We start from the raw sequence: 26,576 nt of genomic DNA, 5'->3' as shown, positions 1-26,576 counted from the left end.
TCGCGCACTAGCCTGGACCTCGATGAGCACCGCCCCCCTCTCCCGCATCGCGCTGTACTACCGGTTCACCCCGCTCGCCGACCCCGAGGCGGTGCGGCTGTGGCAGCGCACGCTCGCGGCGTCCCTCGGCCTGACCGGCCGGATCATCGTGTCGCCGCAGGGGATCAACGGGACCGTCGGCGGACCGGTCGACGCGGTCAAGCGCTACGTGCGCGGCACGCGGGAGCATCCGGCGTTCCGGGACCTCGAGGTGAAGTGGTCGGACGGCTCGGCGGCGGACTTCCCCCGCCTCTCCGTCAAGGTCAAGCCCGAGCTCGTCGCGTTCGGGGCCCCCGAGCGCGTCACCGTGGACGCGGACGGCGTCGTCGGCACGGGGGAGCGGCTCACCCCCGCCCAGGTGGACGCGCTCGTCGCCGAGCGCGCCGGCACCGCGAACCCCGTGCGCTTCCTCGACGGCCGCAACACGGTGGAGGCGGCCATCGGCCGCTTCGACGGGGCCGTGGTCCCGGACGCGCACACCACCCGCGACCTGCTCGCCGCCGTCGACTCCGGGGCCCTGGACCACCTCAAGGACGCGCCGCTGATCACCTACTGCACGGGCGGCGTGCGCTGCGAGGTCCTCTCCGCCCTGCTCAAGGACCGCGGCTTCGCCGAGGTCTACCAGCTCGACGGCGGCATCGTCCGCTACGGCGAGGCCCGCGGCGACGCCGGACTGTGGCGGGGCGAGCTGGCCGTGTTCGACCGACGCCTGTCCACCCGCTTCACCGCCGACGCCGAGACCATCGGCCGGTGCGTCACGTGCCAGGCCCCGACCTCGGCGCTGCGCAACTGCGCCGACCCGGCCTGCACCACGCTCGAGGTCCGCTGCGCGGCCTGCGCCGTCGACGACCCCGAGCACCGCTGCCCCGTCTGCGCCCACCGCCCCCACCCCGCTGAGAGGACCGAGGCATGAGTCCCGTCCCGACACCTCCGTCGCCCCCCGCCCCGCGGCTGACCCCGGCCACGGCCGTGGCCCTCGCCGCGGACCTGGCGGCCCTGCCGTTCACCACCGCCGCCGTCGAGGGGCTGCTCGGACCCGTGGCCACGCTCGCCCTGGACCGCGAGCACGCCGAGGCCGCCCGCCGCGTCGTCGCCGGCCACCTGGCGAGCCCCGGCCGGCACGACGACGCAGCCGGCTCCGACGACCGGCACGGCACGCGGGGCCTCGCCGCCGCCGTCGGGGCCTGGCTGCTCGGCGACCCCGTCCCCGCCGTCGACCTCGACGCAGCGCTGCCCAGCCTCGGCCTGGCCGGGGCCGTGGCGGCCGGGCTCGTCGTCGAGGGACCGGACGGGCGCGTGCGCGGCGCGGTGGACCTCTCGCCGTATGAGGCGGACGAGCCGGGCCGGATGTGGATCGCCTCGGACCTGACGGCCCTGCAGCGGCGTGGCCCGCTGCCTCCCGAGCACGTGCTCGGCGTCGGTCGGGCCTCCCTCACGCTCGCCGGCGCCACGCAGCGCCGTCCCGTGGCCCGCGCCCTCGACGTGGGGGTGGGCTGCGGGATCCAGACCCTGCACCTGCTCGCCCACGCCGACCACGTCACCGCCACGGACCTGTCCGAGCGCGCCCTCGCCTTCACCCGGTTCAACCTGCTGCTCAACGCGGACGTGCTCGGCCTCGACCGGGAGCGGCTCGAGGACCGGGTCCGGCTGGCGGCCGGCGATCTGCTGGCGCCGGTGGCGGGGGAGCGGTTCGACCTCGTGGTCTCGAACCCGCCGTTCGTGATCACCCCGCGCACGGATCCGGACGCGCCCGTGCTGACCTACCGCGACGGCGGCCGCGAGGGCGACCGGATCGTCGCGGAGCTGATCGCGGCCCTGCCGGACGTGCTCGCCGAGGGGGGCACCGCGCAGCTGCTCGCCAACTGGGAGATCCCGGCGGGAGACACCGCCGACGCCGACACCGCACCGTGGGACGCGCGCCCGCGCTCGTGGGTGGCGCCGGGGATGCAGGCCTGGTTCATCCAGCGCGACCGGCAGGACCCCGCGGGCTACGCGGAGACGTGGCTGCAGGACTCCTCGCTCGAGCTCGACCCGCCCGCCTACGAGGCCGCCTACCGCGGGTACCTGGACGACTTCGCCGCGCGCGGGGTCGCGGGCGTGGGCTTCGGCCACGTGTGGCTGCGTCGGCCCGCCGCGGACGGCTCCCAGGGCCGGGGGTGGGTGGTCGCCGAGGAGCTGACCCAGCCGGTCGACGAGGCCCTCGGCGGGGCGTGGGCCGCCGCCGTCGCCCGCCGGGACCGGCTCGCGGCGGGCCCCGGGGCGGGGGACGCCGTGGGAGACCCGGCCCTGGCCGCGCTGCGGGGCCTGCACCTGCGCGTGGCCGCGGACGTCACGGAGGAGCGGCACCAGCGCTTCGGGGCGGAGCACCCCGAGGTGATCCTGGCCCGCCAGGGCTCCGGGTTCCGGCGTGTGGCGCGCCTGGACACCGCGACGGCGGGCGTCCTCTCGGCCAGCGACGGCGAGCTGTCCGTGGGGCAGCTGGTGGGCGCGGTCGCCGCGCTGCTGGAGCTGGACGAAGCGGGCCGGGCCGGCCTGCTGGCCGCGCTGCGGGAGCTGCACGAGGACGGGTTCCTCGTGGAGGGCTGAGCGGACGGCCCGGCCCACATCTCAGATCAAGCCGAGCCGCGCAGCGTGGCGCAGATGACGCACGAACATCTCGTCGTCGGGATCCCCGCGGCGCATCACCGGCACGGCCTCGCCGAAGTCCGGGTCCGGCTCGGGGAAGCCCACGAGTCCCTCGAGGTGCTCGTCCACCATCTGCCCGAGCACGCCCTCCACCGTGAAGCCGGTCACCGCCCCGTCCTCGACCTCGAGGATCGCGGTGACGCGCTGACCCAGTGCGTGCTGGGTGAGGACCAGCCCGTAGGGGTGGTCCTCCTGGGGGACCTGACTCTCCAGCCCTGTCCAGTAGGCGACGTCGGCACGCTCGGCGCCCTCGTCCCACTCGGCTGCCGCGTCCGCGTCCTCCCGCTCCGACTCGAGGTGCAGGAGATACGCATCGAGGGAGCCGAAGGCGTGCCGGGCGAAGTGCAGCAGGGTGACGGTGTCCGTGACCGTCCACAGGACCTTCTCCGTGTGGTTGCGCAGCTCCTCGTCGTGCTGCAGATGGCCGCCCGAGAGGATCTCGCGTGCCAGAGGTCTCGCGCGGTAGCACTTCTCCAGCAGGGAGCCCACGTCCGTCGCCGTGGGGTTCGGCCGGGCCGCGGACTCCCAGCGGCGGACGAGGTCCGCCGTCGACCCCGGGGCGGTCAACACGTCCCCTGCCCGGCCACGCCGTCGAACGCGTGGATGCCTTCGGGCTTGCGGTTGTCGCCGTGGTGGTGGCAGTACGTGCCCGAGCCCGACGTGTCCTTCTCCGGACCCACGGGCCTGAGGCCGGAGCCTCCGGGCCGCCACCGCCGGGCAGCAACCCGGGACCGACGGGGATGCATGGCCTGAGCATAGGCTGAGTGTCCGGAGGCGGGCAGGAGGACCCGAGCCCGTGTCCGGCGGACGGGGCCCGCCCAGGGGCCTGTCAGGCTCCGGGCGTTATCGTGGTCAGCGCGCCCTACGATGTGGGGACGTCCGCCCCCGGCGGACACGGGTCGGCTCGCGTCGGCCCCGGACCCGCAGCCATCCCGTCCCAGGAGGACCCGTTGTCCACTACCCCCGCTTCCGTGACCGCTTCCGTGCCCGAGGGCAAGAAGCTGGTCATCGTGGAGTCCCCGGCCAAGAGCAAGTCCATCGCGAAGTACCTCAACGCGGTGGGCTCCGGCTGGGTGGTGGACTCCTCCGTGGGGCACATCCGCGACCTGCCCAAGCCCTCGGACCTGCCGGCGGACATGAAGAAGGGCCCGTTCGGCAAGTTCGCCGTGGACACGGAGCACGGCTTCACCCCGTACTACGTGGTGCACCCGGACAAGAAGAAGAAGGTCACGGAGCTCAAGCGCGAGCTCAAGGACGCCGAGGCCCTCTACCTCGCCACGGATGCGGACCGCGAGGGCGAGGCCATCGCCTGGCACCTGCTGGACACCCTCAAGCCCACGGTGCCGGTGTACCGGATGACCTTCGGCGAGATCACCAAGGAGGGCGTGCGCCGAGGCCTGGAGAACATCCGTGAGCTGGACACGGCCCTCGTGGACGCCCAGGAGACGCGCCGCATCCTCGACCGGCTCTTCGGCTACGAGCTCTCCCCGGTGCTGTGGCGCAAGGTCTCCCGCGGCCTCTCCGCGGGCCGTGTGCAGTCCGTGGCCACCCGCCTCGTCGTCGAGCGCGAGCGCGAGCGCATGGCCTTCGTCTCCGCGCAGTACTGGGGCGTGGAGGGCACGTTCACCGTCGCCGAGGGCGCCCAGGCCGCCGAGGCCGTGGGCAGCTCCTTCACCGCACGTCTGAGCACCGTGGACGGCGAGCGTGTGGCCACGGGCCGCGACTTCGACGACGCCGGGCGGCTCAAGGCCTCCGCCGGCAAGAAGGTGACCCACCTGGACGAGGCCGGCGCCCGCTCGCTGGCCGAGGGTCTGCGCGGGGCGGACTTCACGGTCGACTCGGTGGAGGACAAGCCGTACACCCGCCGCCCGGCCGCCCCCTTCACCACCTCCACGCTGCAGCAGGAGGCCGCCCGCAAGCTCCGCATGAGCTCCCGCGTCTCCATGCAGGTGGCCCAGCGCCTGTACGAGAACGGCTACATCACGTACATGCGCACGGACTCGGTGAACCTCTCGCAGGAGGCCGTGCAGGCCGCCCGGCGCCAGGCCACCGAGCTCTCCGGGGCGGACGCCGTGCCGGCCCAGCCGCGCGTCTACGCCAAGCGCAACGAGACCGCGCAGGAGGCCCACGAGGCCATCCGGCCCGCGGGGGACTCCTTCCGGACCCCGGCCCAGGTCGAGGCCGAGCTGCGCCCGGACGAGTTCCGCCTGTACGAGCTGATCTGGAAGCGCACCGTGGCCTCGCAGATGGCCGACGCCAAGGGCTACACCGCCACGCTGCGGCTCTCGGCCGCCGCGCAGGACGGCCGCCTCGCGCAGTTCAGCGCCTCGGGCACCGTCATCACGTTCAAGGGCTTCCTCGACGCGTACGAGGAGGGTCGGGACGCCGAGGTCGATGGCGAGAACGCGGAGGCCAAGGACCGCCGACTGCCGCAGGTGGCCCAGGGCGAGCGCCTCACCGGTGACCCGATCGAGGCCACCGGGCACGAGACCTCCCCGCCGGCCCGCTACACCGAGGCGTCGATCGTCGCCGAGCTGGAGCGCCGCGAGATCGGGCGTCCCTCCACGTACGCCCCGACGATCTCCACGATCATGGACCGCGGCTACGTGTCCAAGCGCGGCACCGCGCTCGTCCCGTCGTGGACCGCGTTCGCGGTGATCGGCCTGCTCGAGGACTACTTCGCGAAGTACGTGGACTACGACTTCACGGCCCGCATGGAGGACGACCTCGACCGGATCGCCGCGGGCGAACTCGGCCGCGAGGCCTGGCTGCAGACCTTCTACTTCGGGGCCCCCGCCGCGGAGACGGAGAAGGGCGTCGAGGGCCTCAAGCACGTGGTGGACAACCTCGGCGAGATCGACGCGCGGGCCGTGAACTCGCTGCCGATCACCGAGGACATCACCCTGCGGGTGGGCCAGTACGGTCCGTACCTGGAGCGGTCGCTGCCGGCCGACGCGGAGGCGGGCGCCACCCCGCCGCGCGCCAACGTCCCCGAGGACCTGGCCCCGGACGAGCTCACCCCGGCCAAGGCCGAGGAGCTGTTCGCCACCGCCCAGCCCTCCGAGCGCGAGCTCGGCACGGACCCGGAGACGGGCCGGACCATCGTCGCCAAGGACGGGCGCTACGGGCCCTACGTCACCGAGGTCATCCCCGAGATGACCGAGGAGGAGCTGCAGGCCTGGCTCGACGCCCAGCCCACCGAGTACTACAAGAACGGCAAGCCCAAGCCGAAGAAGAAGCCGGCCAAGGAGAAGCCCCGCACCGGCTCCCTCTTCACGAGCATGTCCGTGGACACCGTGACCCTCGAGCAGGCGCTGCAGCTGATGTCCCTGCCGCGCGTCGTGGGCGCGGACGCCGAGGGCGAGGTCATCACCGCCCAGAACGGCCGCTTCGGGCCCTACCTGAAGAAGGGCTCGGACTCGCGCTCGCTCGAGTCCGAGGACCAGATCTTCAGCATCACGCAGGAGCAGGCCCTCGAGATCTACGCCCAGCCGAAGCAGCGTGGCCGCGGGGCCGCCAAGCCGCCGCTGGCCGAGTTCGGCGAGGACCCGGTCTCCGGCAAGAAGGTCACTGTGAAGGAGGGCCGCTTCGGCCCGTACATCACGGACGGCGTCACCAACATCACCGTCCCGCGCGGCCGCCAGCCCGAGGAGCTCACGGCGGAGGAGGCCTACCAGCTGCTCGCGGACAAGCGCGCCAAGGGCCCGGCCACCCGCGGCGGTGCCAAGAAGCCGGCGGCGCGCAAGGCCCCGGCCAAGAAGACCACCGCGCGGAAGAAGGCCTGAGCGCCATGCGCCTCGGCGTCCTGGACATCGGCTCCAACACCGTTCACCTGCTGCTCGTGGACGCCCACCCGGGGGCCCGCCCCGTCGCCTACGCGGAGCACAAGCGCTCCCTCCCGCTGATCCGCTACCAGGACGCCGACGGGGCGATCACGGAGGAGGGTCAGCGGGAGCTCGTGGACTTCGTCCGTGAGGCCGCCGCGTTCGCGGAGGAGCACCGGGCGGAGGACATGATCTCGTTCTGCACCTCGGCGATCCGCGAGTCCGCGAACGGCGCCGCCGTGCTGGCCCGCGTGCAGGCCGAGACCGGTGTGCACCTCTCCGAGCTCACGGGGGACCAGGAGTCGGCCATGACGTACTTCGCCGTGCGCCGCTGGCAGGGCTGGGACGCCGGCTCCATCCTGAACTTCGACATCGGCGGCGGCTCCTTCGAGATCGCCTACGGCCAGGACGAGCTGCCCTCGCACGCCCTGTCCCTGCCGCTGGGCGCCGGCCGCCTCACCCGCGACTGGGTGCCCGAGGACCCGCCCAGCCCCAAGGCGGTGAAGAAGCTCCGCAAGCACGTGGAGAAGCGACTCGAGGAGGCGTACACGGTCTTCCCGCGCATCGAGTCGCCCGTGGTGGTCACCGCCACCTCGAAGACGTTCCGCTCCCTCGCCCGGATCACCGGGGCGGCGCCGTCGGCGGCGGGGCCCTTCGTGAAGCGGCACCTGCGCGCGGACGACCTGCACCTGTGGGTGAACCGCCTCGCGGCGATGACCATCGCGGAGCGGGCGGAGCTGCCCGGCGTCTCGGACGTGCGCGCGCACCAGGTATTCGCGGGGGCGATCGTCGCGCTGACGGCCATGCGCACGTTCGGCATCGCCCAGCTCGAGATCTGCCCGTGGGCGCTGCGCGAGGGCCTGATCCTCAACCGCCTCGACGCGCTCATGCTCGAGGGCCACCTCACCCGGGACGGCCTGCCCGGCGTCGGCCACGTGAACCTCAACCCGGACACCCTCCTGCCGGGACTGAGCCTGGGGGTGCGCTGAGCATGGTGGACGCCACCGCGCACCTGGCCCCCGCGGCGCGCTTCGGCGCGGACATCCCCGTGACCCTGTCCTCCTCGTCCGTGTTCCCCCTGGGCACCCAGGACGTGTTCGCCACCGCCGAGGACCTCGGCTACGACGGCGTGGAGGTCATGGTCACGCACAACGCGTGGAGCCAGGACGCGCGGCGGCTGATGCGGCTGTCCGAGCGGCACGGGATGCCCATCGACTCCATCCACGCCCCCACCCTGCTGTTCACGCAGCAGGTCTGGGGCTCCGCGTGGTCCAAGATCCGCCGCTCCGTGGAGCTGGCGCAGGCCGTGGGTGCGGCCACCGTGGTCGCCCACCCGCCGTTCCGCTGGCAGGGCACGTACGCGGTGCGCTTCGCCGAGGGCATCCACGAGCTCATGGCGGAGACCGGTGTGGTGATCGCGGTGGAGAACATGTACCCGTGGCGGGCCTACGGCCGCGAGGCCAAGATGTACCTGCCGCACTGGAACCCGCTGCCCGAGCCGTACGAGCACATCTGCTGGGACTTCTCCCACGCGGCCATCGCGCGGGCGGACTCTCTGGCGGCCGTCCGCGAGCTCGGCCCGCGGCTGCGGCACGTCCACCTCACCGACGGCAACGACTCCGGCAAGGACGACCACCTGGTCCCCGGCGAGGGCACGCAGCGCGTGGCCGAGACCCTGCGCCACCTGGCGACCGAGGGCCTGGCCGGCGCGGTGTGCGTGGAGGTGGGCACGCGCGGCGTGGAGTACGCGGGCCAGCGCGAGGAGAAGCTGGCCGCCTCGCTCGCGTTCGCGCGCGAGCACCTGGCCGCCGGCGGGACCGACCACCACGACGACGACGGCGTTCCGCGCCCGACCACGAAGGAGACGGACCGACCATGAAGCTGACCATCCTGGGCCTGGGCACCATGACCGGCGCGATCCTCGCCGGGGCCCTCGACGCCGGCGCCGTGCGCGCCGAGGACGTCACCGCCACCACCCGCTCCGCCGCCTCCGCCGAGAAGGCGGCCGCGCAGCACGGCGTCACGGTGACCTCCCAGGAGCGGGACGAACGCACCAACCATGCCGCGGTCGCTGAGGCGGACATCGTCCTGGTGGGCGTGAAGCCGAAGGACATGGTCGCCACCCTCACGGACCTGGCGCCGTCGCTGCGCCCCGAGACCGTGGTGGTGTCCGTGGCAGCCGGCGTCACCGCCGCGACCATGGCCGCCGTGCTGCCGGCGGGGCAGCCGATCGTGCGGACCATGCCGAACACGCCCCTGACGGTGGGCTCCGGCGTCGTGGGCGTGGCCCCCGGGCCGGGCGTCACCGAGGAGCAGACCACCGCCGTGCGCGCTCTCTTCGAGGGCTCCGGCCTGGTGGTGCCGGTGGCCGAGGAGCAGCTCTCCGCCGTGGTGGCCACCGCCGGCTCCGCCCCGGCCTACGTGTTCCTGCTGGCCGAGCTGATCGCCGCCCACGGTGCGGAGATGGGACTGGACGCCGCCTCCGCCGAGGCCATGGCCGCGGCCACCGTCAAGGGCGCCGGCATCATGCTCCAGCAGGAGGGGGCCAGGGCCGAGGCTCTGCGCAAGGCCGTGATGAGCCCGAACGGCACCACCGAGAAGGCCGTGGAGGCGTTCCTGGACGGCGGCATGGGCGACCTCGTGAACCGTGCCATGGACGCGGCCGCGCAGCGCGACAAGGAGATGGCCGAGGAGTTCGGGGCCTGACGGCTCCGGCGTGCCTCAGGGCCGGGCGGCGAACCGGTCGATGAGGTCCGTGTGCCCGGAGACGATGAGGGTGTCGCGCGGGCCCACCCGGGTGTCCGGCTGGGCGTAGGTGAAGTCCTCGCCCGGGGTCTTCACGCCCACCACGGTCACGCCGTACTTGGAGCGCACGTGGGACTCGGCGAGCGTGAAGCCCACGCACTCGGCCGGCGGGTACATCTTCACGATCGCGAAGTCGTCGTCGAACTCGATGAAGTCGAGCATGCGCCCGTTCACGAGGTGGGCGGCGCGCACGCCGGCGTCGTGCTCCGGGAAGATCACATGGTTCGCCCCGATCCGCTTGAGGATCGTGCCGTGCGCCTCGCTGATCGCCTTCACCCAGATGTGCGGGATCTCCAGGTCCACGAGGTTCACGGTGATCAGCACCGATGCCTCGATGGAGGTGCCCACGCCGACCACCGCCGTCGAGAAGTCCTGCGCACCGAGCTGGCGCAGGGCCTCGGAGTCGGTGGCGTCCGCCTCCACCACGTGGGTCAGCGAGGGGGCGTAGCGCTGCACGAGGACGGGGTCCCGCTCGACGGCGAGCACCTCGCGCCCCTGTGCGACGAGCTCCTCGGCCGTGGCGGCGCCGAAGCGGCCCAGACCCACGACGAGCACGGGGGCGTTGGGATCGGTGCGCTGCGGGGTGTCAGCCAATGACCGGCCTCTCGACGGGGTAGCGGTAGAGCACGCGCCGCTGGCGCAGGGCCAGGGCGGCGGCGAACGTGATCGTACCAACGCGGCCCGCGAACATCATGGCCGTCAGGACGTACTTGCCGGCCGGTGGGCTCTCCGCGGAGACGCCCACGGAGAGTCCGCACGTGCCGAACGCGGAGATCACCTCGAACAGGGGCCGCTGGAGGGACTCGTCGGTGATGTGCACCAGCGCCAGAGTGGCCACGAGCACGAGGGTGGCCCCGAGTGCGAGCACCGCGATGGCCACGCGCAGGGACTCGGGGGCGATCGTGCGGCCGTGCGCCGTCACCTCGCGGTCGCCGCGCGCCTCCGCCACGATCGCGAGGAACATGATCGCCAGCGTGGTCACCTTGATGCCGCCCGCGGTGGAGGCGGACCCACCGCCCACGAACATCAGCGCGTCCATGAGCAGCAGGGACTCGGGCTGGTGCGCGTTCGTGTCGTCGATCGCGAAGCCTCCGGAGCGGGTCATCACGGAGCCGAACAGGGAGTGCCCGACCCGCTGCCAGAAGCCCATGCCGGCCTGGGTCGCCGGGTTGCCCGCCTCGAAGAAGAAGAGGGCGACGGCGCCGAGCACCAGCAGGGCCAGCGTCACCTCGACCGTGAGCTTGGTGTGCAGGTTCCACTCCCGGAACCGCCACCCCTTCTCCAGCAGCACCATGACCACGGGGAAGCCGAGCGCGCCGAGGAACACGCCGACGCCGAGCACCGTGATGACCACCGGGTCGTGCATGATCTCCGGCAGGCCGTCCACGTGCAGGGTGAACCCCGCGTTGTTGAAGGCGCTGACCGAGTAGAAGACACCGTGCCACAGGCCGGTGAGCCACGAGCCGGAGATGGCCGCGAACCGCGGCACGAGGACGAGCGCCAGCGCGGCCTCGGCGGTCAGCACCGTCACGACGACGACGCGCAGCAGCTGGCCGACCTCGCCGAGACTGCCGGAGGTCATGCCCGCCTGCTGCGTCGCCAGCTTCGACCTCAGGCCCAGATGCCGGGAGACGGCCAACGTGAGCAGCGAGGCCATCGAGAGGATGCCCAGGCCGCCGATCTGGATGGCCACGAGGATGATCACCTGGCCCGCGGGGGACCAGTGCTCGGCCGTGTTGACGGTGGTCAGACCGGTCACGGAGAAGGCGGAGACCGCGGTGAACATGGCGTCGTGCAGGGGGGTGGCGTGGCCGTCCGCCGCGGCCCACGGCAGGGCGAGGAGCCCGGTGAACACCAGGGCCATGAGGGCGAAGGCGGAGAGGGCGGCGCGGGCCGGGGAGCCGCCCACCACCGAGCTGACGGCACGGCCCGAGCGCCGCAGCGCCGTGCGCAGGTCGGTCGAGGACTCCAGCGTGGAGGCCTGGCCGGGCCGGGGGAGTCCGCCGGGCCGGCGCACCCCGCCGTGGCGGCGGGCGTGCGGGGTCGGACGGGGACCTGCCACGGGGCACCTCCTGCACGGGGACGGGGAACGGACCGGCTCCCAGTATCGCGCGCCCCTGAGGCCCGCGCGTCACGTGGGTGAGACATCCGAGGCGCTCGTCGCCACCGTGCCGCCCGGAGCCCTAGGCTGGACCGTGATGAGCACCACGTCCACCCCTCCCGCTCCCACCCCCGCCGCTGTGGTGTGGGACTCCAGCCTGCTCCGCTACCGGTTCAGCGCGGAGCACCCGATGGCGCCCCTGCGGCTGGACCTCACGCACCGGCTCGTGGAGGCGTTCGGCCTGCTGGACGCGCCCCACGTGCGGATCGTGGAGCCGCCCGTGGCCACGGACGAGCAGCTCGCCCTCGTCCACGATCCCGAGTACGTCGCCGCCGTGCGCCGGGCCGCGGCGACGTCGTCGGACGAGGACGGCTGCTTCGGCCTGGGCACCGAGGACTGTCCCGTGTTCCCGGACCTGCACGAGTCCGCCGCCCGGATCGCGGGCGGCTCCCTCGTCGCCGCGGAGGCGATCTGGTCCGGCGAGGTGGACCGCGCCGTGAACTTCGCCGGCGGCATGCACCACGCCGCCCGGTCCTCGGCGTCCGGGTTCTGCATCTACAACGACTGCGCCGTGGCCATCCAGCGCCTGCTGGACCTCGGCGCGGAGCGCGTCGCCTACGTCGACGTGGACGCGCACCACGGCGACGGCACGCAGTCGATCTTCTACGACGACCCCCGCGTGCTCACCATCTCCCTGCACGAGACGGGCATCAGCCTGTTCCCGGGCACGGGCTTCGCCAACGAGATCGGCGGCTCGGCCGCCCAGGGCACGGCGGTGAACGTCGCGCTGCCCCCGCGCACCGGCGACGCCGGCTTCCTGCGCGCCGCCCACGCCGTGGTCCCGCCCCTGCTGGAGGCGTTCGCCCCGGACGTGCTGGTCAGCCAGCACGGCTGCGACGGTCACCGCACGGACCCGCTCGCCGACCTGCGGCTGAGCGTGGACGGCCAGCGCCAGCTCGCGTTCGACGTCGGCGACTGGGCCGACCGGTTCGCGCACGGCCGGTGGTTGGCCACCGGGGGCGGCGGCTACAACCCGCTGCGGGTGGTGCCGCGCGCGTGGGCCCACCTGACCGCCGCCGTCCTGCAGACCCCGATCCCCGTGAGGAGCGAGATCCCCGCCGCCTGGATCGAGCACGTCCGGGCCCTCACCGCGGACGAGCTGACCGGGGACATGTCCGTGCACGAGGGGGACGACGCCGAGCGGATCCCCACCGTGATGGGCGAGGACGCGGACGTGTGGTGGCGCTCGTGGGAGGTGGGCTACGACCCGGCCGACCCGGTGGACCAGTCGATCATGGCCACGCGCCGCGAGGTGTTCCCGCTGCACGGGCTCGACCCCTGGTTCGACTGAGCCGGTCCCCGTCCCGGTTCGACCGGGGCCCGTGCGGCCGGTATTGTGGCCGAGAACGTTTCCAGGCGTTCCACATCCGGTGGAATGCGGGTCGGCGTGTCCGGCGCCCCGGATGCCTGCGGTCCCACGACCGCCGACCCTCGCCCCGATTCAAGGAGTCCCCATGGGATCTGTGATCAAGAAGCGCCGCAAGCGCATGTCGAAGAAGAAGCACCGCAAGCTGCTTCGCAAGACCCGTCACCAGCGTCGCAACAAGAAGTGATGCCCGCGCCCTCCGGGCGCTGACGAGACGAAGCCGCCGTCCCCTTCCGGGGGGACGGCGGCTTCGTCGTGGACGGCGATCCGTAGAGTGGGGCCATGACCGCCGACCTGCCTGCCGCCACCGCCCGCGTCCAGCTGCTCGTGAAGCCCGGCTGTCACCTGTGCGCCGAGGCCGAGGCCACGGTGGTGCAGGTGTGCGACGCGCGGGGCGAGGCCTGGGAGGCCGTCGACGGCGCCGCGCACCCGGCCCTGCTCGAGCGGTTCGCGGACGAGGTGCCCGTGCTGTTCGTCGACGGCGTCCAGCGCGACTTCTGGCGTGTGGACCCGGCCCGTCTGGGCCGGCTCCTGGACGCCCCGCGGGCCTGAGCGGGCTCAGCGGCGCGCGAAGCGCTGCCAGGCCTTCAGCCGCATGTACTCCGTGGCGTCCGGGCGGTAGGCGAGCACGATGCCGGCGACGCCGAGGCCCACCCACACGAGGTCCAGCGGGCTGAACGCCCCCATCACGGCGTTGGAGACCAGCACCAGCACGGACAGGGACGCCAGCACCGTTCCGACGATGCGCGCGGCGCGCGAGCCGCCGCGGATCGCGAACGCCACCCACAGGTAGACGAGGAACGCGAGCACGCCGAACACGGCCGCCGTCGTGGCGAGGGCCGGGAGCATCCCGTCCATCATGGTGCGCATCTGCTCCGCCTGGTCGGCGGGCAGATTCATCTGTTCGACGGACCGGTCCAGCTCCTGCTGGATCGCGGCCTGGCCCTCCGGCTGGGTGATGGCGAAGGCCGCCAGCAGGGTCGTCGCCAGCAGCAGGAGGCCGCCCGAGACGATCAGCCAGAACGCGGCCGTCAGGGAGCGCGGCCGCGGGGGCAGCTCGACCGGGCCGGGAGACTGCCAGCCGGCGGGGCCGTGGGGAGAGGGGGCCTGGGGCATCCCCGCCTGGCCCGGGGCGCCGTACGGAGCCGCCGGCGGTGCGCCGTAGGGGTCCTGGCCGTACGGGCTCGCGCCCGCCGGGTCGGAGGAGCCCGGGGTCGGCCCCTGCGGGGCGGCGCCGTAGGGGTCGGTGCCGTACGGGTTCTGGCTGCCGTGGGGATCGGTGGGCGAGGTGCCGGACATGGGGCCTCCTAGCGACGCCGACGCTCGCGGCGTCTCGGTGCGGACGGGGGTGGCGGCGCGGTCGCGCCGAGCTGTGCCCCACGCTACCGCCGGGGCCACCGGTCCGCCTCTGCCAGACTGGCCCCATGCAGACGCTCGCCACCGTCCACCTGGTCCGCCACGGAGAAGTCCACAACCCCGATCGTGTCCTCTACGGCCGCCTGCCGGAGTTCGGGCTCTCCGAGCTCGGCCATGAGATGGCCCGCGGCGCGGCCGCGTGGTTCGCGGAGCGCGCCGTGCAGACCGGCCGGGCACCCGCCGTCGTCGCCGCCTCCCCGCTGACCCGCGCGCAGCAGACCGCCGCGCCGATCGCGGCCGCGTTCGACCTGCCGCTGGTCACCGAGCCGGAGCTGATCGAGGCGGAGAACGCCTTCGAGGGCATGTCCCAGGTGGCCGCATCGCTCAAGCGGAACCCACGGCTGTGGCCCAAGCTGCGCAACCCCCTGCGCCCGTCCTGGGGTGAGCCCTACCGCGCGCAGGCGGCGCGCATGCTCGCCGTCGTGGATCGGATCCGGGCCGATGCTGTGGCGGCCGATGGACCCGGCGCCGAGTCCGTGCTCGTCTCCCACCAGCTGCCGATCTGGGTGACGCGCCTGGCCGTCGAGGGCCGTCCGCTGTGGCATGACCCGCGCCGCCGCGAGTGCTCACTGACCTCCGTGACCTCGCTCGTGTTCGACGAGGGGCGGACGGTGCCGCGCGTCGAGTACCACGAGCCCAACCAGGCCCTGCTCAAGGACGCCTCCTCCCTGCCCGGGGCCTGAGCCGGACCCCGCCCCTCCCACGGGCCGCGGGTGTGACGTCCAGGGTTCAGTCAGAATGCGGGGCGGACAGTAGACTTCCAAGGTCCCCGGAATCCAGCGCCGCGCATCCCCTGGAGGGCAGTCACGCCATGCACACCCCGCCCCGTCCGTCCCGCCGCACCCTGCTGACCGGCCTCGCCCTCGCCAGCCTGGCGCCGGCGCTCGCGGCCTGCTCGGGCGGTGACGACTCGCTGACGCAGCAGGCCGGGAACGCGGACGGCAAGAACTACATCGCCGGCGACGGCTCCGTCCTGGAGATCGCCCCCGCCGAGCGCGGCGCCCCCGTGGAGTTCGCCGCCGAGCTCTTCGACGGCACCCCCGTGACCGGCGCGAGCCTGCGCGGCACCCCCGCCCTGCTGAACTTCTGGTACGCCGCCTGCGCGCCGTGCCGCGTCGAGGCCCCCCACCTCGTCTCCCTGCACGAGCAGTTCGCCCCGCAGGGGGTGCGGTTCCTCGGCGTGAACGTCCGGGACACCGTCACCACCGCGCAGGCCTTCGAGCGCACCTTCGAGATCCCCTACCCGTCCATCGAGGACGCCCGCGGGGACGTGCTCCTGAACATGACCGACTACGTGCCCCCGCAGGCCGTGCCCTCCACCCTCGTCCTGGACGTCGAGGGCCGCGTGGCCGCGCGGGTGCTCGGCGCGGTGGAGGAGTCCACCCTGCGCGCCCTGCTCACCACCGTGGTGGACGAGGCCGCGGCCTGACCCGGCCGCCGTGTCCATGCAGAGCAACCCCTTCGCCGAGATCGCCCTCGACGGCTCCCTGCTGCTGGCCGCGCCGATCGCCGTGCTGGCCGGCCTGATCTCCTTCCTCTCCCCGTGCGTGCTGCCGCTCGTGCCCGGCTACCTCGGGTACGTCACCGGCCTCGGCGGGGACGTGCTCACCAGCCGCCGCCGCGGGCGCCTCGTGCTCGGCTCCGTGCTGTTCGTGCTCGGGTTCGCCGTGGTGTTCGTGGGCATCACCGTGGTGTTCACCCAGGCCATGGTCTGGCTGCGGCGCGACGGCGCCTGGGTCACCCCCGTGCTCGGCGTGCTCGTGATGCTCATGGGCCTCGTGTTCCTCGGCGGCGGCGGCCGGCTTCAGCAGGAGCGCCGCGTCCACTTCAAGCCCGCCGCCGGCCTGGTCGGCGCGCCCCTGCTGGGCATGACCTTCGGCCTGGGCTGGGCGCCGTGCATCGGCCCCACCATGGCCGCCGTCCTGGCCATGTCCACGGCCAGCTCCGGCTCCGTGGGCCGCGGCGCCCTGCTCGCCTTCCTCTACTGCCTCGGCCTGGGCCTGCCGTTCGTGCTCATGGCCCTCGGCATGGAGCGCGGCATGCGGGCCCTCGGGTTCTTCCGCCGGCACCGCGTGCTGATCATGCGCCTCGGCGGCGCCCTGCTGATCGCGCTGGGCCTGCTCATGGTCACCGGCGTCTGGACCGCCTGGACCACGCAGCTGCAGCTGTGGTTCGCCAACGAATGGGAGATGCCCCTGTGAGCTCCAAGGCCGCCCGGACGCGCTCCGAGCCCGTCACCCTGCCGCGCCTCGGCCTGGCGGGCACCCTGCGCTGGATCTGGACCCAGCTGACCAGCATGAGCACCGCGCTCATGCTGCTGCTCCTGCTCGCCGTCGCCGCCGTGCCCGGCTCCCTCGTGCCCCAGCGCCGTGCCGGCCCCGAGATCGTGGACCAGTGGATCGAGGACAACCCCGTGTGGGGCCCCGTCCTGGACGCCCTGCAGTTCTTCGACGTCTACAACTCCGTCTGGTTCTCGGCCATCTACCTGCTGCTGTTCGTCTCCCTCGTGGGCTGCGTGTGGCCGCGCGCCATCCAGCACGCCAAGGCCCTGCGCCAGCCCCCGGCCCGCACCCCCCGCAACCTGACGCGCCTGCCGGCTTCCGGCGTCGTCGTCCTCGAGGAGGGCGGCCCGAGCCCCGAGGAGGCCGTGGCCAGAGCCCAGGCGTGGCTGCGCAAGCGCCGCTACCGCGTGGAGCACCGCCCCGAGGCCGGCGGCGCGTCCGTGGGCGCCGAGCGCGGATACCTGCGCGAGATCGGCAACATCCTGTTCCACGTCTCGCTGATCGGCGTGCTCGTGTTCATGGCCTACGGCGGCATGACCAAGTACGGCGGGCAGAAGATCATCGTGGAGGGCGAGGGCTTCGCCAACAACCTCGTGGCCTACGACTCCTTCACCCCCGGCACCTACTTCAGCGCGGACGACCTCCAGCCGTTCTCCCTCACCCTCGACTCCTTCGACGCCGTGTTCGACCGCGAGTCTGAGACCCACTACGGCCAGCCGCTGGACTACACCGCCGTCATGGACGTCCGCGAGGGCTCCGGCGGCGAGCTCCAGCGCCAGATTCTCAAGGTCAACCAGCCGCTGGACATCGACGGCGTGCGCGTCTACCTCGTGGGCAACGGCTACGCGCCCGTGGTGACCATCCGCGACGGCGCCGGGGACGTGGCCTTCCAGGGCCCCGTGGTCACCCGCGTGTTCGACCAGAACTACGGCTCGCAGGCCACCATCAAGGTCCCCGACGCGCGGCCGGACCAGCTGGGCTTCGTCGGCTTCTTCCTGCCCTCGGCGGTGGAGGACGAGGAAGGCGCCGCGTTCTCCGCGGACCCCGAGCTGCTCAACCCGGAGCTGCAGCTGAACTCGTACTACGGGGACCTCGGCCTGGACACCGGCCGCCCGCAGAACGTGTACGTGCTGGACACCGCATCCCTCACCGAGCTCAACAGCCGCACCAACGAGAACGGCGGCATCGTGCTCAGCCCGGGCCAGACGTACGAGCTGCCCGAGGGCAAGGGCTCCATCAGCTTCGACGGCGTCCGCCGCTACGTCGGCCTGGACATCCACTACGACCCGGGCAAGTGGGGCGTCGGCGTGTTCGCCGGCACCGCCCTGCTCGGCCTGGCGATCAGTCTGTTCGTCCGCCGCCGCCGCGTGTGGGTGCGTGCCCGCACCGACGACGACGGCCGCACCCGCGTGGAGTACGCGCTGCTCGCCCGCGGCGAGGAGTTCGGTCTCCACGAGGAGCACGTGGCCCTGCGCGCCGCCATGGAGAAGTGGTGGCCCATCGTCGCCGCCACCGAGACGGCCGACGACGCCGCGGCCGGTGCCGCCCCCCAGTCCACCCCCTGTCTCGACCCCCGCCGGCCCCGCCGACGCCCGATCAGGAGACTGACAGTGTTCAACCCCACGGCCCCCGTGAACGAGCAGCTGGCGCTGTACAGCGACCTCTTCATGCTCATCGCCGCGCTCGTGTACGCGGCGGCGTTCATCCTGTTCACCATCGACATGGCCACCGCCTCGGCCACCATCCGCCGCCTCGAGGCCGACCTCGCGGCCCAGCGCGGGCAGGTGCGCACCGCTCCGGCCCGCGAGACCGTGGGGGTCGCCGTCGGCGGGTCCACGGCGGTCGGCGCGAGCGACTCCGACACGGCCCGGCCGGCCGCCGCCGAGCCCGGCGTCGACGCGGACGACGACCTCGTGGACGAGGACATGGACTACACGGGCGGCGGCCGCCGCCCGGTCGCCAACGTGGCCGTGGCCGTGCTGGCCGTCGGCTGGGCGCTGCACGCGTTCGCCGTCGTCGCCCGCGGCCTCGCCGCCTCCCGCGTGCCGTGGGGCAACCTGTACGAGTTCATGACCACGGGCGCGCTCGTGATCACGACCGTCTACCTGCTGTTCCTCTTGCGCAAGGATCTGCGCTTCGTGGGCACGTTCGTCACCGGCATCGTCGTGGCGATGATGTGCGCGGCCACCATGGGCTTCCCGACGCCGGTGGGCCACCTCCAGCCGCCGCTGCAGACGCCGTGGCTCGTCATCCACGTGTCCATCGCCGTGCTGGCCAGCTCGCTGTTCGCGCTGACCGCCGCGATGTCCGTGCTGCAGCTGCTGCAGGACCGCGCGGAGAAGCGCGCTGCGGCGGGCGAGCGCTCGTGGGCGTTCCTGCGCCTCGTGCCGGCCGCGCAGGGGCTGGAGAACTGGTCCTACCGCCTCAACGCCGTCGGCTTCGTCATGTGGACCTTCACGCTGATCGCCGGTGCGATCTGGGCCGAGGCCGCGTGGGGCCGCTACTGGAACTGGGACACCAAGGAGGTCTGGACCTTCGTGATCTGGGTGGTGTACGCGGCGTACCTGCACGCCCGCGCCACCCGCGGCTGGACCGGCGCCCGCGCGGCCTGGCTGAGCATCGCGGGCTTCCTGTGCATCGTGTTCAACTACACGATCGTCAACACGTACTTCCCGGGCCTGCACTCGTACGCGGGTCTGCCCGGCTGAGTCCGGCGGGGCCCCTCAGGCGCGCGGCCCGTCGCCGTCCGGGTCGGCGTCGTCGTCGCCCTGCTCCCGACGACGGCGCAGCTCCTCCTCGCGGGCCCGCAGCTCGGCCTCGCGGCGGTCCAGGTCCTGCTCGCGGGCGTCCTGGCGGCGCTGCACGCGCAGGCTGCGCAGGAACGCCTCGTCGTCGTCCGGGGCCCCGGAGGGCCGGGGTGCGGCCCGTCCGCCCGCGCCGGCCGGGCGGGCGCGTCCGAGCAGCAGCCACAGCAGCGGCCCCACGAGCGGCACGAGCACGATGACCGCCACCCACGCCGTCTTCGGCAGGCTGCGCACCTCGCGGGCGGGGGTGAGCAGCGCCTCGAACAGCGCGTAGAGGGTCAGTCCGGCGAGGATGATCGCGGCGGGGATGATGAAACGGCCCATCCTTCCAGTCTAGGTGCGGGCTGTGGGGTCGGCGGGCGGGGCGTCCGTCCTCGTAGGATGGACCGGTGCGCATCTTCTTCTACGGTCTGGTCCGCGTGGTCGTCTTCGTCGCCCTGTGGGCGCTGTTCTACTACGTGATGGACCTCGGGATGATCTTCGGGGTGATCGCGGCCACGATCCTGACGTTCGCGGTCAGCTACCTCTTCCTCGGCCGCCTGCGCACGGGGGCCACCGAGGACCTGTCCGCCGCGTGGGAGGGCCGCCCGGGCCGCCGGGGCCGCACCGAGACCGCCGACGCGGACGCCGAGGACGCCTACACCGAGGGCCGGTTCCGCGAGTGAGCCCCGCGGGGCGACGGGGCGGATGCCGCCGCCGGCGCCGCCGTCATCCCGTGCGGCTCAGAGCAGCGCGCCGAGGGTGAACGTGATCGCGTAGACGATCCCGATCACGCCGGTCGCGCGCAGCACCGGGATCAGCGCCCGGCGGTCGTCGGCGCGCAGCACCGTGCGGATCGGCCGGATCGCGAGCAGGCCGCCGATCGGCACGAGCAGCAGCCCCGGGTGCACCGCCACCCAGAACAGCGGCAGCAGCAGGGCGACGGCCAGCATGACGCCGTAGGACGCCCGCGCGGGTCCGTCGCCCAGGCGAGCGGCCAGCGTCATCTTCCCGACCTCGCGGTCCGTGGGGATGTCCCGGATGTTGTTGGCCATGAGCAGGGCCGTGGAGATCAGCCCGCAGCCGATCGCGCCGGCCCAGGCCAGGCCGCTGACGGCGTCGGCCTGGGTGTACGTGGTGCCGAGGACGGCCACCAGCCCGAAGAACACGAACACGAACACCTCGCCGAGGCCGAGGTACCCGTACGGCCGCTTCCCGCCGGTGTAGAACCACGCGGCCAGCACGCAGGCGACGCCGACCAGCAGGAACCACCAGTGCCCCGAGAGCAGGACGAGTCCCAGGCCGGCCAGCCCGGCGAGGCCGAAGAACGCGAAGGCCGCCTGCTTCACCCGGGCCGCAGGCACGAGCCCGGAGACGGTGAGCCGGAAGGGGCCGACGCGCTCGTCGTCGGTGCCGCGGATGCCGTCCGAGTAGTCGTTGGCGTAGTTCACGCCGATCTGCAGCGCGAGCGACACCACGAGGGCCAGCAGCGCTGCGCCGAGGTGGAAGGAGCCGAGCTCCGCGGCGGCGGCCGAACCGACGATCACGGGGGCGATCGCCATGGGCAGCGTGCGCAGGCGCGCGGCGGCGACCCACTGGGAGAGCGTGGCGGCCATGGGCGGGGGTTCCTCCTGGGGAGCGGGGTGGGCAGCGGCGCGCGGCGGGCCGGGTGGGCAGCGGCGCGCGGCCGGGGCCCGACGTCGGCCGGGCCCGGGTCATTCTCCCACGCGGGCGGGGCGACGCTCAGCCGGCGGTGAACCGGGCGACCAGGGCCTGCCGGTCGGTCTTGCCGGTGGAGAGCAGGGGCAGGGCGTCGAGGGCGAGCCACGTCTTGGGCACCGCGGCCGCACCCAGCGCCTCGCGCACGTGGGCACGCAGGACGGCCTCGTCGGGGGCCGAGGCCGGGTGGGCGGGCACGACGGCGGCGCACAGCCGCGCGCCCCACTCGGGATCCGGCACGCCGGCCACGTGGGCCGCCGCGACGCCCGGGTGCGCCTCGAGCACCGCGGTCACCACCGCCGCGGACACCTTCACCCCGCCCGTGATGACGACGTCGTCCAGGCGACCGGTCACGGCCAGCCGCACGCCGCCGTCGTCGGTGGGGGAGAGCACGCCCGTGTCCTCGGTCAGGAAGGCGCGGGCGCCGTCCGCGGCGGGGACGAAGTGGGCGGCGGTGCGGGCGGGGTCGTCGAGGTAGCCGGCCGCCACCATGGGCCCGGCCAGGCGCACGCGCGGCGGGGCGTCGGGGTCCTCCGGGGCCACCGCGACGGCGACGCCGGGCAGCGGCACGCCGTCGTAGACGCAGCCGCCGCACGTCTCGGCCATGCCGTAGGTGGCGGTGAGGCGCACCCCCGCCGCCTCGGCCGCGGCCCGCAGCGCGGGATCGAGCCGGGCGCCGCCCACGAGCACGCGGTCGAAGGAGCGCAGGGCCGCCCGCCCGGCCGGGTCGGCGTCGGCCGCGAGGAGGCGCGCGAGCTGGGTGGGGACGAGCGAGACGAGCCGGGGGCCGGCGTCGTCGGGCAGGGTGGCCGCCCCGGTGGCGAACGCCGCGGGCGTGAAGGGGCCCGGAGGCAGGGCCACGGGTGCGGTCCCGGCCGCGATCGAGCGGGAGAGCACGGCGAGCCCCGCCACGTAGTGCACGCCGAGGGCCAGCAGCCACGCCCCCTCGCCGCCGAGCCGCCGGGCCGTGGCCGCGGCCGAGGCGCGCAGGGCCGTGCCGGTCAGGACGATCTGCTTCGGCGTGCCCGTGGACCCGGAGGTGCGCACCACGGCGACGGCGTCCGGGTCCCCGCAGCGGCGCGGGTCGCGGGCCTCGGGCCGGGGGAGCGCGGCGCCGGCCTCGGTCAGCTCGACGGGGGCGCCGCCGTCGAAGGCCGCGGCGAGGGCGTCCGTGGCGCGGGCGAGGGCGTCGGCGGTGGCGGGCATGGCCCCGAGTGTAGGAGGCCCGGCGAGCGGACGGACCCGCCCGGCGGTCGGACGGACCCGCCCGGCCGGTCAGAGCAGGAACGGCACGGTGGCGATCTTGACCACCATGATCAGCGCGAACAGCTGGGCGTACCCCTCGGTCACGCGGGCGTCGGTGGACCGGGAGAGCGCGTAGTCCAGGATCGCCGGCTGGCCCGTGATGCCCGCCAGCGCCCCGAACGTGCGATCCACGGACTGCCCCAGCAGCCGTGCCGCGGCGATGAGCAGGGCCGCGGTCAGCGCGGTGAGCACGGCGGACATCAGGATGGCCAGCCCGCCGACCCGAGTGAACACCGTCTCGAGGAACGCCGGGCCGGCGGCCAGGCCCACCACGCCCAGGAAGAGCATGAGGCCGAACTGCCGCAGCGTCAGCGCGATCTCCGTGGACGGCTCCCACACCGTGGGTCCCGTTCGGCCGATCGCGCCGAGGGCGAGGCCGACGAGGATGCACCCGGCCGCCGGGCCGAGGGAGAAGGAGGCCCCGCCCGGAAGCGGGATCGTCACCATGCCCAGCAGGTAGCCCAGCGCCATGCCCGTGCCCAGGGAGATCCAGTCCAGGTTCGAGAGCCCCCGGGTCGAGTTGCCGAAGAAGTCGCGCACCGCCTCCATCCGCGGCGCGGTGGTCACGATGAGCACCCGGTCGCCGACCTTGAGCTCGGTCTGCGGGGTGGCCAGCGACTCGACGTCGTCGCGCCGCAGCCGGGCGACGTCGGTGCCGAAGCGCTCGCGCAGGGACAGCGTGCCCAGGCGGCGATCGGCCAGGGCGCGGGCCGTGACGATGACCATGGAGGTCTGCAGCGGGTTCATCACCTGCGCCGGGTCGGCGCCGGTGCGGCGGCCGAAGGCCTCCACGGCCGCGTCGATGTTCTTCTCCGTGCCGTCCAGGACGACCTCGTCCCCGGGTTCGATCCGGTCGGCGGAGCCGGCGATCCGGGCCACGCCGCCGTGGCGCAGCGCCACCACGCGCACCAGCCCCTCGGAGATCCCCGGGATCTCCCGCACGGCGAGGGCGGAGGTGACGGCCGCGGCGGTGAAGCGCAGCTTGCCGTCGGTCACCGGCGCCGGATCGCGCGGGGAACTGCTCCACGGGCGGGCGGCGAGCAGGGTGATCGCGATGATGGTGCCGACCACGCCCACCAGGTAGGACAGCCCGTAGCCCACGGCCGGGGCCTGCCCGCCGGTGAGCTGGTTCGCCAGCGCCATCGCCGGCGTCGCGGTGAGCGAACCCGTCCACACGCCGATCGCCGTCGGCAGGTCCAGGTTGAGCAGCGCGGCCAGCGGGTGCACCGTGAAGGCGGTGAGGATCACCACGACGACGGCGGCCAGCATCAGGGGCAGGTTGCGGCGCAGGTCCCGGAAGAACACCTTGCCGGCGCCGAGCCCGATCAGGTAGGCGAACAGGGCCAGGCCGAAGCTCTGGAACAGGGCCAGCCGGTCGCCGACGTCGGGCAGCACCGCCCCGACGAGCAGGCCCACGAACAGGGCTCCGGAGGCGCCGAGGCGGATCTTGCCCAGGGGGATGGTGCCGACGGCGGCGCCCAGGGCGACGGTGGCCATGAGGACGAGGATGGGCTGGTCGTTGAGCAGTGCGAGCATGGGCGGGTCTCCGTCCTGCCTGGTGGTCGGTCAGAAGTGGTACGGGAAGGCGGACCAGTCCGGGTCGCGCTTCTGCAGGAACGCGTCCCGGCCCTCCACGGCCTCGTCCGTCATGTAGGCCATGCGCGTGGCCTCGCCGGCGAAGACCTGCTGGCCGGCCATGCCGTCGTCGGGAAGGTTGAACGCGAACTTGAGCATGCGCAGGGCCTGCGGGGACTGACGGTTGATGTCCGCGGCGTACTCGAGGGCGACCTCCTCGAGGCGCTCGTGGTCCACGGCCTCGTTGACGGCGCCCATGGCCACCATCTCCTCGGCCGAGTACTCGCGCGCCGTGAAGAAGATCTCCCGGGCGCGCTTCTGGCCCACCTGCCGAGCGAGCAGGGCCGAGCCGTAGCCGGCATCGAAGGAGCCCACGGTGGCGTCCGTCTGCTTGAACTTCCCGTGCTCGCGGGAGGCCAGGGTCAGGTCCGCGACCACGTGGAGCGAGTGACCGCCGCCGGCCGCCCAGCCGTTCACGACGGCGATGATCGCCTTGGGGGAGGTGCGCATCAGGCGCTGGACCTCGAGGATGTGGAGGCGTCCGGCGCGGGCCGGGTCGATGGTCTCGGCCGTCTCCCCCTCGGCGTAGCGGTAGCCGTCGCGGCCGCGGATGCGCTGGTCCCCGCCGGAGCAGAACGCGTGGCCGCCGTCCTTGGGGGAGGGGCCGTTGCCGGTGAGCAGCACCGTGCCCACGTCCGGGGTCATGCGCGCATGGTCGAGGGCGCGGTAGAGCTCGTCCACGGTGCCGGGCCGGAACGCGTTGCGGACCTCGGGGCGGTCGAAGGCGATGCGCACCGTGGGCAGGTCGCGCACCCAGCGGCCGTCGGCGTCGCGCTCCACCTGGCGGTGGTAGGTCAGGTCCTCGAAGTCGAAGCCCTCGACCACGCGCCAGCGCGTGGGGTCGAAGAGGTCGGAGACCTGCTCGGGCAGGCGGTCGCGGTCGGGGCGGGCGGCGTCGGGCTGCGGGGTGCTCATGGGGCCTGAGTCTAGGCGCGCCGGGCGAGGCGGGGGCGGAGGTGTTCTGGGCGAACATCCCGCCCACAGTCGGCGGAGCTGCCGGCACTCACCGTACGACGCCGTCCCCCTCGCCGCCGTGCGACCCACGGCCACTCCCGCGGATCACCTCTCCGGCCAGTCCTCCGGTCCCGGGGACCCGGCGGCGTACTCGTCGAGGGGCACCCGCCCCGCGTTCCACGCCTCGATCACGGGGGCCAGGATGCGCCAGCACTCCTCCGCGGCGTCGCCTCGGACCGAGAGCATCCGATCCCCGGTGAGCACGCCGCGCATCACCTCGCCGTACGCGTCCACGTCCTCCTCGGCCAGGTCCGCCGCGAGCGCGCCGCGCTCCGCGACGAACGGGGTGTCCGGCCCGTCCACGGCCAGTTCCACCCGCAGGGCCCGCGGGTCCAGTCCCACCACGATCCGCTCCCGCCCCGCGGCCGCCTCCAGCCCCGCGGGCACCCCCTCGGGCGGCCGCAGCGAGAGCACGACCTCCCAGCGGCGCGGCTCCAGCGCCTTGCCGGACCGCAGCCGGAACGGCACGCCCGCCCACCGGTCGGTCCGGACCTCCAGCTCCACCTCGGCGAGCGTCTCGGTCCCGTTCTCCGGGTCCACGCCCTCCTCGGCGACGTAGTCGGGCACGTCCTGGCCTCCCACCGTCCCCGCGGTGTACCGGGCCCGGCGCGAGGAGGCGACCGCGTCGTCGTCGCGCACGTGCGTGGCCCGCAGCACCTCGACGACGGCGTCCTGCAGCGCGTCCGGGGTGAGATGCCGCGGGGGCTCCAGGGCCACCATGGCCAGCACCTGCAGCAGGTGGGACTGGAGCATGTCCTCGAGAGCCCCGGTGCCGTCGTAGAACCCGGCGCGCCCCTCCAGGGCCAGGGACTCGTCCGCCACGATGTCCACGTGCTCGACGTCGGCCGCGCTCCACACGCGCTCCAGCACGCGGTTGGCGGTGCGCAGGGTGAGCAGGCCCGAGACCATCGACTCCCCGAGGAAGTGGTCCACGCGGAACACGTCCTCCTCCCCGGCGATCCGCCCCAGCAGCGCGTTGAGCTTGCGCGCCGACCGCTGGTCCGAGCCGAACGGCTTCTCCAGCACGATGCGCAGCCCCTCCGGGCGGTCCTCCACCTGCTCGAGCGCCGCGCACGCCTCGGCGGCGAGGTCCGGGTCCAGCGCCAGGTACAGCACGACCACGGCTTCCTCCCCGGCGGCCTCGCGGGCGGCGACGAGCAGGGCGCCCAGGTCCTCGGGGTCCGAGGCGTCGGCGGTGCGCCAGACGGCGCGCTCGACCAGGCCCGCTCGTGCGTCGGCGTCCAGATCCGTCTCTCCCACGGCTTCCTCGATGACGCCGCGCCACTCCTCGAGCGAATGGCCGTCCGAGTGGGCCGAGCCCACCAGGGTCACCTCCGGCAGGTCGTGGACCGTGAGGGCCCGGGCCAGCCCCGGCAGCAGGAGCCGTCGGGTCAGGTCACCGGTCGCGCCCACGATCACGAGCGCCACGGACGCGGCGGCCCGGTCGTCGTCGGGTGCCGGGGATGCTCCGGTGGGGCAGGGGTTCTGGACGTCGGGCATGGGTCCTCCTGGACGGGGCGGGCAGACGGAACGGGGGAGCGG

The 26,576-nt window shown here is 73.9% G+C and carries 24 protein-coding genes; 14 read left to right on the top strand and 10 right to left on the bottom strand.

What is annotated here, in order from left to right; translation table 11 throughout:
* Positions 1 to 22: 22 nt before the first annotated feature.
* Positions 23 to 952 (top strand): oxygen-dependent tRNA uridine(34) hydroxylase TrhO, encoded by a 930-nt coding sequence (trhO, locus tag J1M44_RS00170; protein WP_002856992.1) that lies wholly within the window; start codon positions 23 to 25, stop codon positions 950 to 952.
* On the top strand, positions 949 to 2,625 hold the full coding sequence (locus J1M44_RS00165; RefSeq protein WP_206480324.1) for a DUF7059 domain-containing protein: 1,677 nt from the start codon (positions 949 to 951) through the stop codon (positions 2,623 to 2,625). The genes trhO and J1M44_RS00165 overlap by 4 nt, the downstream gene beginning before the upstream one ends.
* A 21-nt stretch (positions 2,626 to 2,646) precedes the next feature.
* Here J1M44_RS00165 and J1M44_RS00160 read toward each other — a convergent pair whose 3' ends face one another.
* Positions 2,647 to 3,294 carry a hypothetical protein gene (locus tag J1M44_RS00160; RefSeq protein ID WP_002856316.1) on the bottom strand — a complete coding sequence of 216 codons (648 nt, stop codon included), beginning with the start codon at positions 3,292 to 3,294 and terminating at the stop codon, positions 2,647 to 2,649.
* A gap of 380 nt (positions 3,295 to 3,674) precedes the next feature.
* Here J1M44_RS00160 and topA point away from each other — a divergent pair, with 380 nt between their 5' ends.
* From topA to proC, 4 genes are read left to right on the top strand one after another with little or no spacing between them, the layout of a single operon-like run.
* Complete coding sequence (gene topA / locus J1M44_RS00155; RefSeq protein ID WP_002856321.1) at positions 3,675 to 6,509, top strand: type I DNA topoisomerase; 2,835 nt, start codon at positions 3,675 to 3,677, stop codon at positions 6,507 to 6,509.
* A 5-nt stretch (positions 6,510 to 6,514) separates the two neighbouring features.
* Positions 6,515 to 7,537 carry a Ppx/GppA phosphatase family protein gene (locus J1M44_RS00150; RefSeq protein WP_002856323.1) on the top strand — a complete coding sequence of 341 codons (1,023 nt, stop codon included), beginning with the start codon at positions 6,515 to 6,517 and terminating at the stop codon, positions 7,535 to 7,537.
* 2 nt (positions 7,538 to 7,539) lie between these two features.
* Entirely contained in the window at positions 7,540 to 8,427 is an 888-nt protein-coding gene (locus J1M44_RS00145; RefSeq protein WP_002856324.1) for a sugar phosphate isomerase/epimerase family protein, read from the top strand.
* Positions 8,424 to 9,254 carry a pyrroline-5-carboxylate reductase gene (proC, locus tag J1M44_RS00140; protein ID WP_002856327.1) on the top strand — a complete coding sequence of 277 codons (831 nt, stop codon included), beginning with the start codon at positions 8,424 to 8,426 and terminating at the stop codon, positions 9,252 to 9,254. The genes J1M44_RS00145 and proC overlap by 4 nt, the downstream gene beginning before the upstream one ends.
* Before the next feature lie 15 nt (positions 9,255 to 9,269).
* Here the strand turns inward: proC and J1M44_RS00135 are convergent, their stop codons facing one another.
* Both J1M44_RS00135 and J1M44_RS00130 read right to left on the bottom strand, forming a co-directional pair.
* Positions 9,270 to 9,947 (bottom strand): potassium channel family protein, encoded by a 678-nt coding sequence (locus tag J1M44_RS00135; RefSeq protein ID WP_002856329.1) that lies wholly within the window; start codon positions 9,945 to 9,947, stop codon positions 9,270 to 9,272.
* The gene (locus tag J1M44_RS00130; protein WP_002856331.1) at positions 9,940 to 11,415 is read right to left on the bottom strand and encodes a TrkH family potassium uptake protein; all 1,476 of its coding nucleotides are present in this window, start codon (positions 11,413 to 11,415) and stop codon (positions 9,940 to 9,942) included. The genes J1M44_RS00135 and J1M44_RS00130 overlap by 8 nt, the downstream gene beginning before the upstream one ends.
* A 136-nt stretch (positions 11,416 to 11,551) precedes the next feature.
* Between J1M44_RS00130 and J1M44_RS00125 the strand changes: the two genes are divergently transcribed.
* From J1M44_RS00125 to J1M44_RS00115, 3 genes are all read left to right on the top strand, one after another.
* Positions 11,552 to 12,805 (top strand): acetoin utilization protein AcuC, encoded by a 1,254-nt coding sequence (locus tag J1M44_RS00125; protein WP_060775655.1) that lies wholly within the window; start codon positions 11,552 to 11,554, stop codon positions 12,803 to 12,805.
* 163 nt (positions 12,806 to 12,968) lie between these two features.
* Complete coding sequence (locus J1M44_RS00120; RefSeq protein ID WP_005504750.1) at positions 12,969 to 13,067, top strand: 30S ribosomal protein bS22; 99 nt, start codon at positions 12,969 to 12,971, stop codon at positions 13,065 to 13,067.
* A gap of 95 nt (positions 13,068 to 13,162) precedes the next feature.
* Positions 13,163 to 13,432, top strand: a complete 270-nt coding sequence (locus tag J1M44_RS00115) for a glutaredoxin family protein (protein ID WP_060775647.1) — start codon at positions 13,163 to 13,165, stop codon at positions 13,430 to 13,432.
* A 6-nt stretch (positions 13,433 to 13,438) separates the two neighbouring features.
* Here J1M44_RS00115 and J1M44_RS00110 read toward each other — a convergent pair whose 3' ends face one another.
* Positions 13,439 to 14,179, bottom strand: a complete 741-nt coding sequence (locus tag J1M44_RS00110; RefSeq protein WP_060775648.1) for a hypothetical protein — start codon at positions 14,177 to 14,179, stop codon at positions 13,439 to 13,441.
* Between the two features lie 125 nt (positions 14,180 to 14,304).
* On the opposite strand from J1M44_RS00110, the gene J1M44_RS00105 reads away from it, so the two are divergent.
* The 4 genes from J1M44_RS00105 to ccsB all read left to right on the top strand — a co-directional run bounded on the left by J1M44_RS00105 (position 14,305) and on the right by ccsB (position 19,286).
* Positions 14,305 to 14,979, top strand: a complete 675-nt coding sequence (locus J1M44_RS00105; RefSeq protein ID WP_060775649.1) for a histidine phosphatase family protein — start codon at positions 14,305 to 14,307, stop codon at positions 14,977 to 14,979.
* A gap of 128 nt (positions 14,980 to 15,107) precedes the next feature.
* Positions 15,108 to 15,725: a TlpA family protein disulfide reductase gene (locus J1M44_RS00100; RefSeq protein WP_073116736.1), complete on the top strand. Its 618-nt coding sequence runs from the start codon at positions 15,108 to 15,110 to the stop codon at positions 15,723 to 15,725.
* A gap of 16 nt (positions 15,726 to 15,741) precedes the next feature.
* Positions 15,742 to 16,497, top strand: coding sequence for a cytochrome c biogenesis CcdA family protein (locus tag J1M44_RS00095; protein ID WP_036336893.1), 756 nt, complete (start codon positions 15,742 to 15,744; stop codon positions 16,495 to 16,497).
* Positions 16,494 to 19,286, top strand: coding sequence for a c-type cytochrome biogenesis protein CcsB (gene ccsB, locus J1M44_RS11910; protein WP_342356556.1), 2,793 nt, complete (start codon positions 16,494 to 16,496; stop codon positions 19,284 to 19,286). The genes J1M44_RS00095 and ccsB overlap by 4 nt, the downstream gene beginning before the upstream one ends.
* Positions 19,287 to 19,301: 15 nt before the next feature.
* Here the strand turns inward: ccsB and J1M44_RS00080 are convergent, their stop codons facing one another.
* On the bottom strand, positions 19,302 to 19,706 hold the full coding sequence (locus J1M44_RS00080) for a PLDc N-terminal domain-containing protein (RefSeq protein ID WP_036381004.1): 405 nt from the start codon (positions 19,704 to 19,706) through the stop codon (positions 19,302 to 19,304).
* Between the two features lie 65 nt (positions 19,707 to 19,771).
* On the opposite strand from J1M44_RS00080, the gene J1M44_RS00075 reads away from it, so the two are divergent.
* Complete coding sequence (locus J1M44_RS00075) at positions 19,772 to 20,047, top strand: DUF4229 domain-containing protein (protein ID WP_010080315.1); 276 nt, start codon at positions 19,772 to 19,774, stop codon at positions 20,045 to 20,047.
* Between the two features lie 57 nt (positions 20,048 to 20,104).
* Here J1M44_RS00075 and J1M44_RS00070 read toward each other — a convergent pair whose 3' ends face one another.
* From J1M44_RS00070 to J1M44_RS00050, 5 genes are all read right to left on the bottom strand, one after another.
* Positions 20,105 to 20,977 (bottom strand): 1,4-dihydroxy-2-naphthoate polyprenyltransferase, encoded by an 873-nt coding sequence (locus tag J1M44_RS00070; RefSeq protein WP_060775654.1) that lies wholly within the window; start codon positions 20,975 to 20,977, stop codon positions 20,105 to 20,107.
* A 127-nt stretch (positions 20,978 to 21,104) separates the two neighbouring features.
* Complete coding sequence (locus J1M44_RS00065) at positions 21,105 to 22,286, bottom strand: AMP-binding protein (RefSeq protein ID WP_206480323.1); 1,182 nt, start codon at positions 22,284 to 22,286, stop codon at positions 21,105 to 21,107.
* Between the two features lie 69 nt (positions 22,287 to 22,355).
* Positions 22,356 to 23,921, bottom strand: a complete 1,566-nt coding sequence (locus J1M44_RS00060) for an aspartate:alanine exchanger family transporter (RefSeq protein ID WP_206480322.1) — start codon at positions 23,919 to 23,921, stop codon at positions 22,356 to 22,358.
* A gap of 30 nt (positions 23,922 to 23,951) precedes the next feature.
* Positions 23,952 to 24,935 (bottom strand): 1,4-dihydroxy-2-naphthoyl-CoA synthase, encoded by a 984-nt coding sequence (locus J1M44_RS00055; protein WP_044658900.1) that lies wholly within the window; start codon positions 24,933 to 24,935, stop codon positions 23,952 to 23,954.
* 144 nt (positions 24,936 to 25,079) lie between these two features.
* The gene (locus J1M44_RS00050; protein WP_206480321.1) at positions 25,080 to 26,534 is read right to left on the bottom strand and encodes a glucose-6-phosphate dehydrogenase; all 1,455 of its coding nucleotides are present in this window, start codon (positions 26,532 to 26,534) and stop codon (positions 25,080 to 25,082) included.
* Between the last annotated feature and the right edge of the window lie 42 nt (positions 26,535 to 26,576).

The organism is Micrococcus sp. KRD128 (assembly GCF_017168395.1).
GTDB lineage: Bacteria > Actinomycetota > Actinomycetes > Actinomycetales > Micrococcaceae > Micrococcus > Micrococcus luteus.
This window is presented reverse-complemented; position numbering and strand designations above follow the sequence as displayed.

Coding starts and splice junctions, on each gene's coding strand:
- J1M44_RS00115 (WP_060775647.1), top strand. CDS start 13,163: ATGACCGCCGACCTGCCTGCCGCCACCGCCCGCGTCCAGCTGCTCGTG.
- J1M44_RS00070 (WP_060775654.1), bottom strand. CDS start 20,977: ATGGCCGCCACGCTCTCCCAGTGGGTCGCCGCCGCGCGCCTGCGCACG.
- J1M44_RS00050 (WP_206480321.1), bottom strand. CDS start 26,534: ATGCCCGACGTCCAGAACCCCTGCCCCACCGGAGCATCCCCGGCACCC.
- J1M44_RS00150 (WP_002856323.1), top strand. CDS start 6,515: ATGCGCCTCGGCGTCCTGGACATCGGCTCCAACACCGTTCACCTGCTG.
- J1M44_RS00105 (WP_060775649.1), top strand. CDS start 14,305: ATGCAGACGCTCGCCACCGTCCACCTGGTCCGCCACGGAGAAGTCCAC.
- J1M44_RS00145 (WP_002856324.1), top strand. CDS start 7,540: ATGGTGGACGCCACCGCGCACCTGGCCCCCGCGGCGCGCTTCGGCGCG.
- J1M44_RS00065 (WP_206480323.1), bottom strand. CDS start 22,286: ATGCCCGCCACCGCCGACGCCCTCGCCCGCGCCACGGACGCCCTCGCC.
- J1M44_RS00125 (WP_060775655.1), top strand. CDS start 11,552: ATGAGCACCACGTCCACCCCTCCCGCTCCCACCCCCGCCGCTGTGGTG.
- J1M44_RS00080 (WP_036381004.1), bottom strand. CDS start 19,706: ATGGGCCGTTTCATCATCCCCGCCGCGATCATCCTCGCCGGACTGACC.
- J1M44_RS00110 (WP_060775648.1), bottom strand. CDS start 14,179: ATGTCCGGCACCTCGCCCACCGATCCCCACGGCAGCCAGAACCCGTAC.
- J1M44_RS00060 (WP_206480322.1), bottom strand. CDS start 23,921: ATGCTCGCACTGCTCAACGACCAGCCCATCCTCGTCCTCATGGCCACC.
- J1M44_RS00095 (WP_036336893.1), top strand. CDS start 15,742: ATGCAGAGCAACCCCTTCGCCGAGATCGCCCTCGACGGCTCCCTGCTG.
- J1M44_RS00100 (WP_073116736.1), top strand. CDS start 15,108: ATGCACACCCCGCCCCGTCCGTCCCGCCGCACCCTGCTGACCGGCCTC.
- J1M44_RS00165 (WP_206480324.1), top strand. CDS start 949: ATGAGTCCCGTCCCGACACCTCCGTCGCCCCCCGCCCCGCGGCTGACC.
- J1M44_RS00055 (WP_044658900.1), bottom strand. CDS start 24,935: ATGAGCACCCCGCAGCCCGACGCCGCCCGCCCCGACCGCGACCGCCTG.
- trhO (WP_002856992.1), top strand. CDS start 23: ATGAGCACCGCCCCCCTCTCCCGCATCGCGCTGTACTACCGGTTCACC.
- proC (WP_002856327.1), top strand. CDS start 8,424: ATGAAGCTGACCATCCTGGGCCTGGGCACCATGACCGGCGCGATCCTC.
- J1M44_RS00120 (WP_005504750.1), top strand. CDS start 12,969: ATGGGATCTGTGATCAAGAAGCGCCGCAAGCGCATGTCGAAGAAGAAG.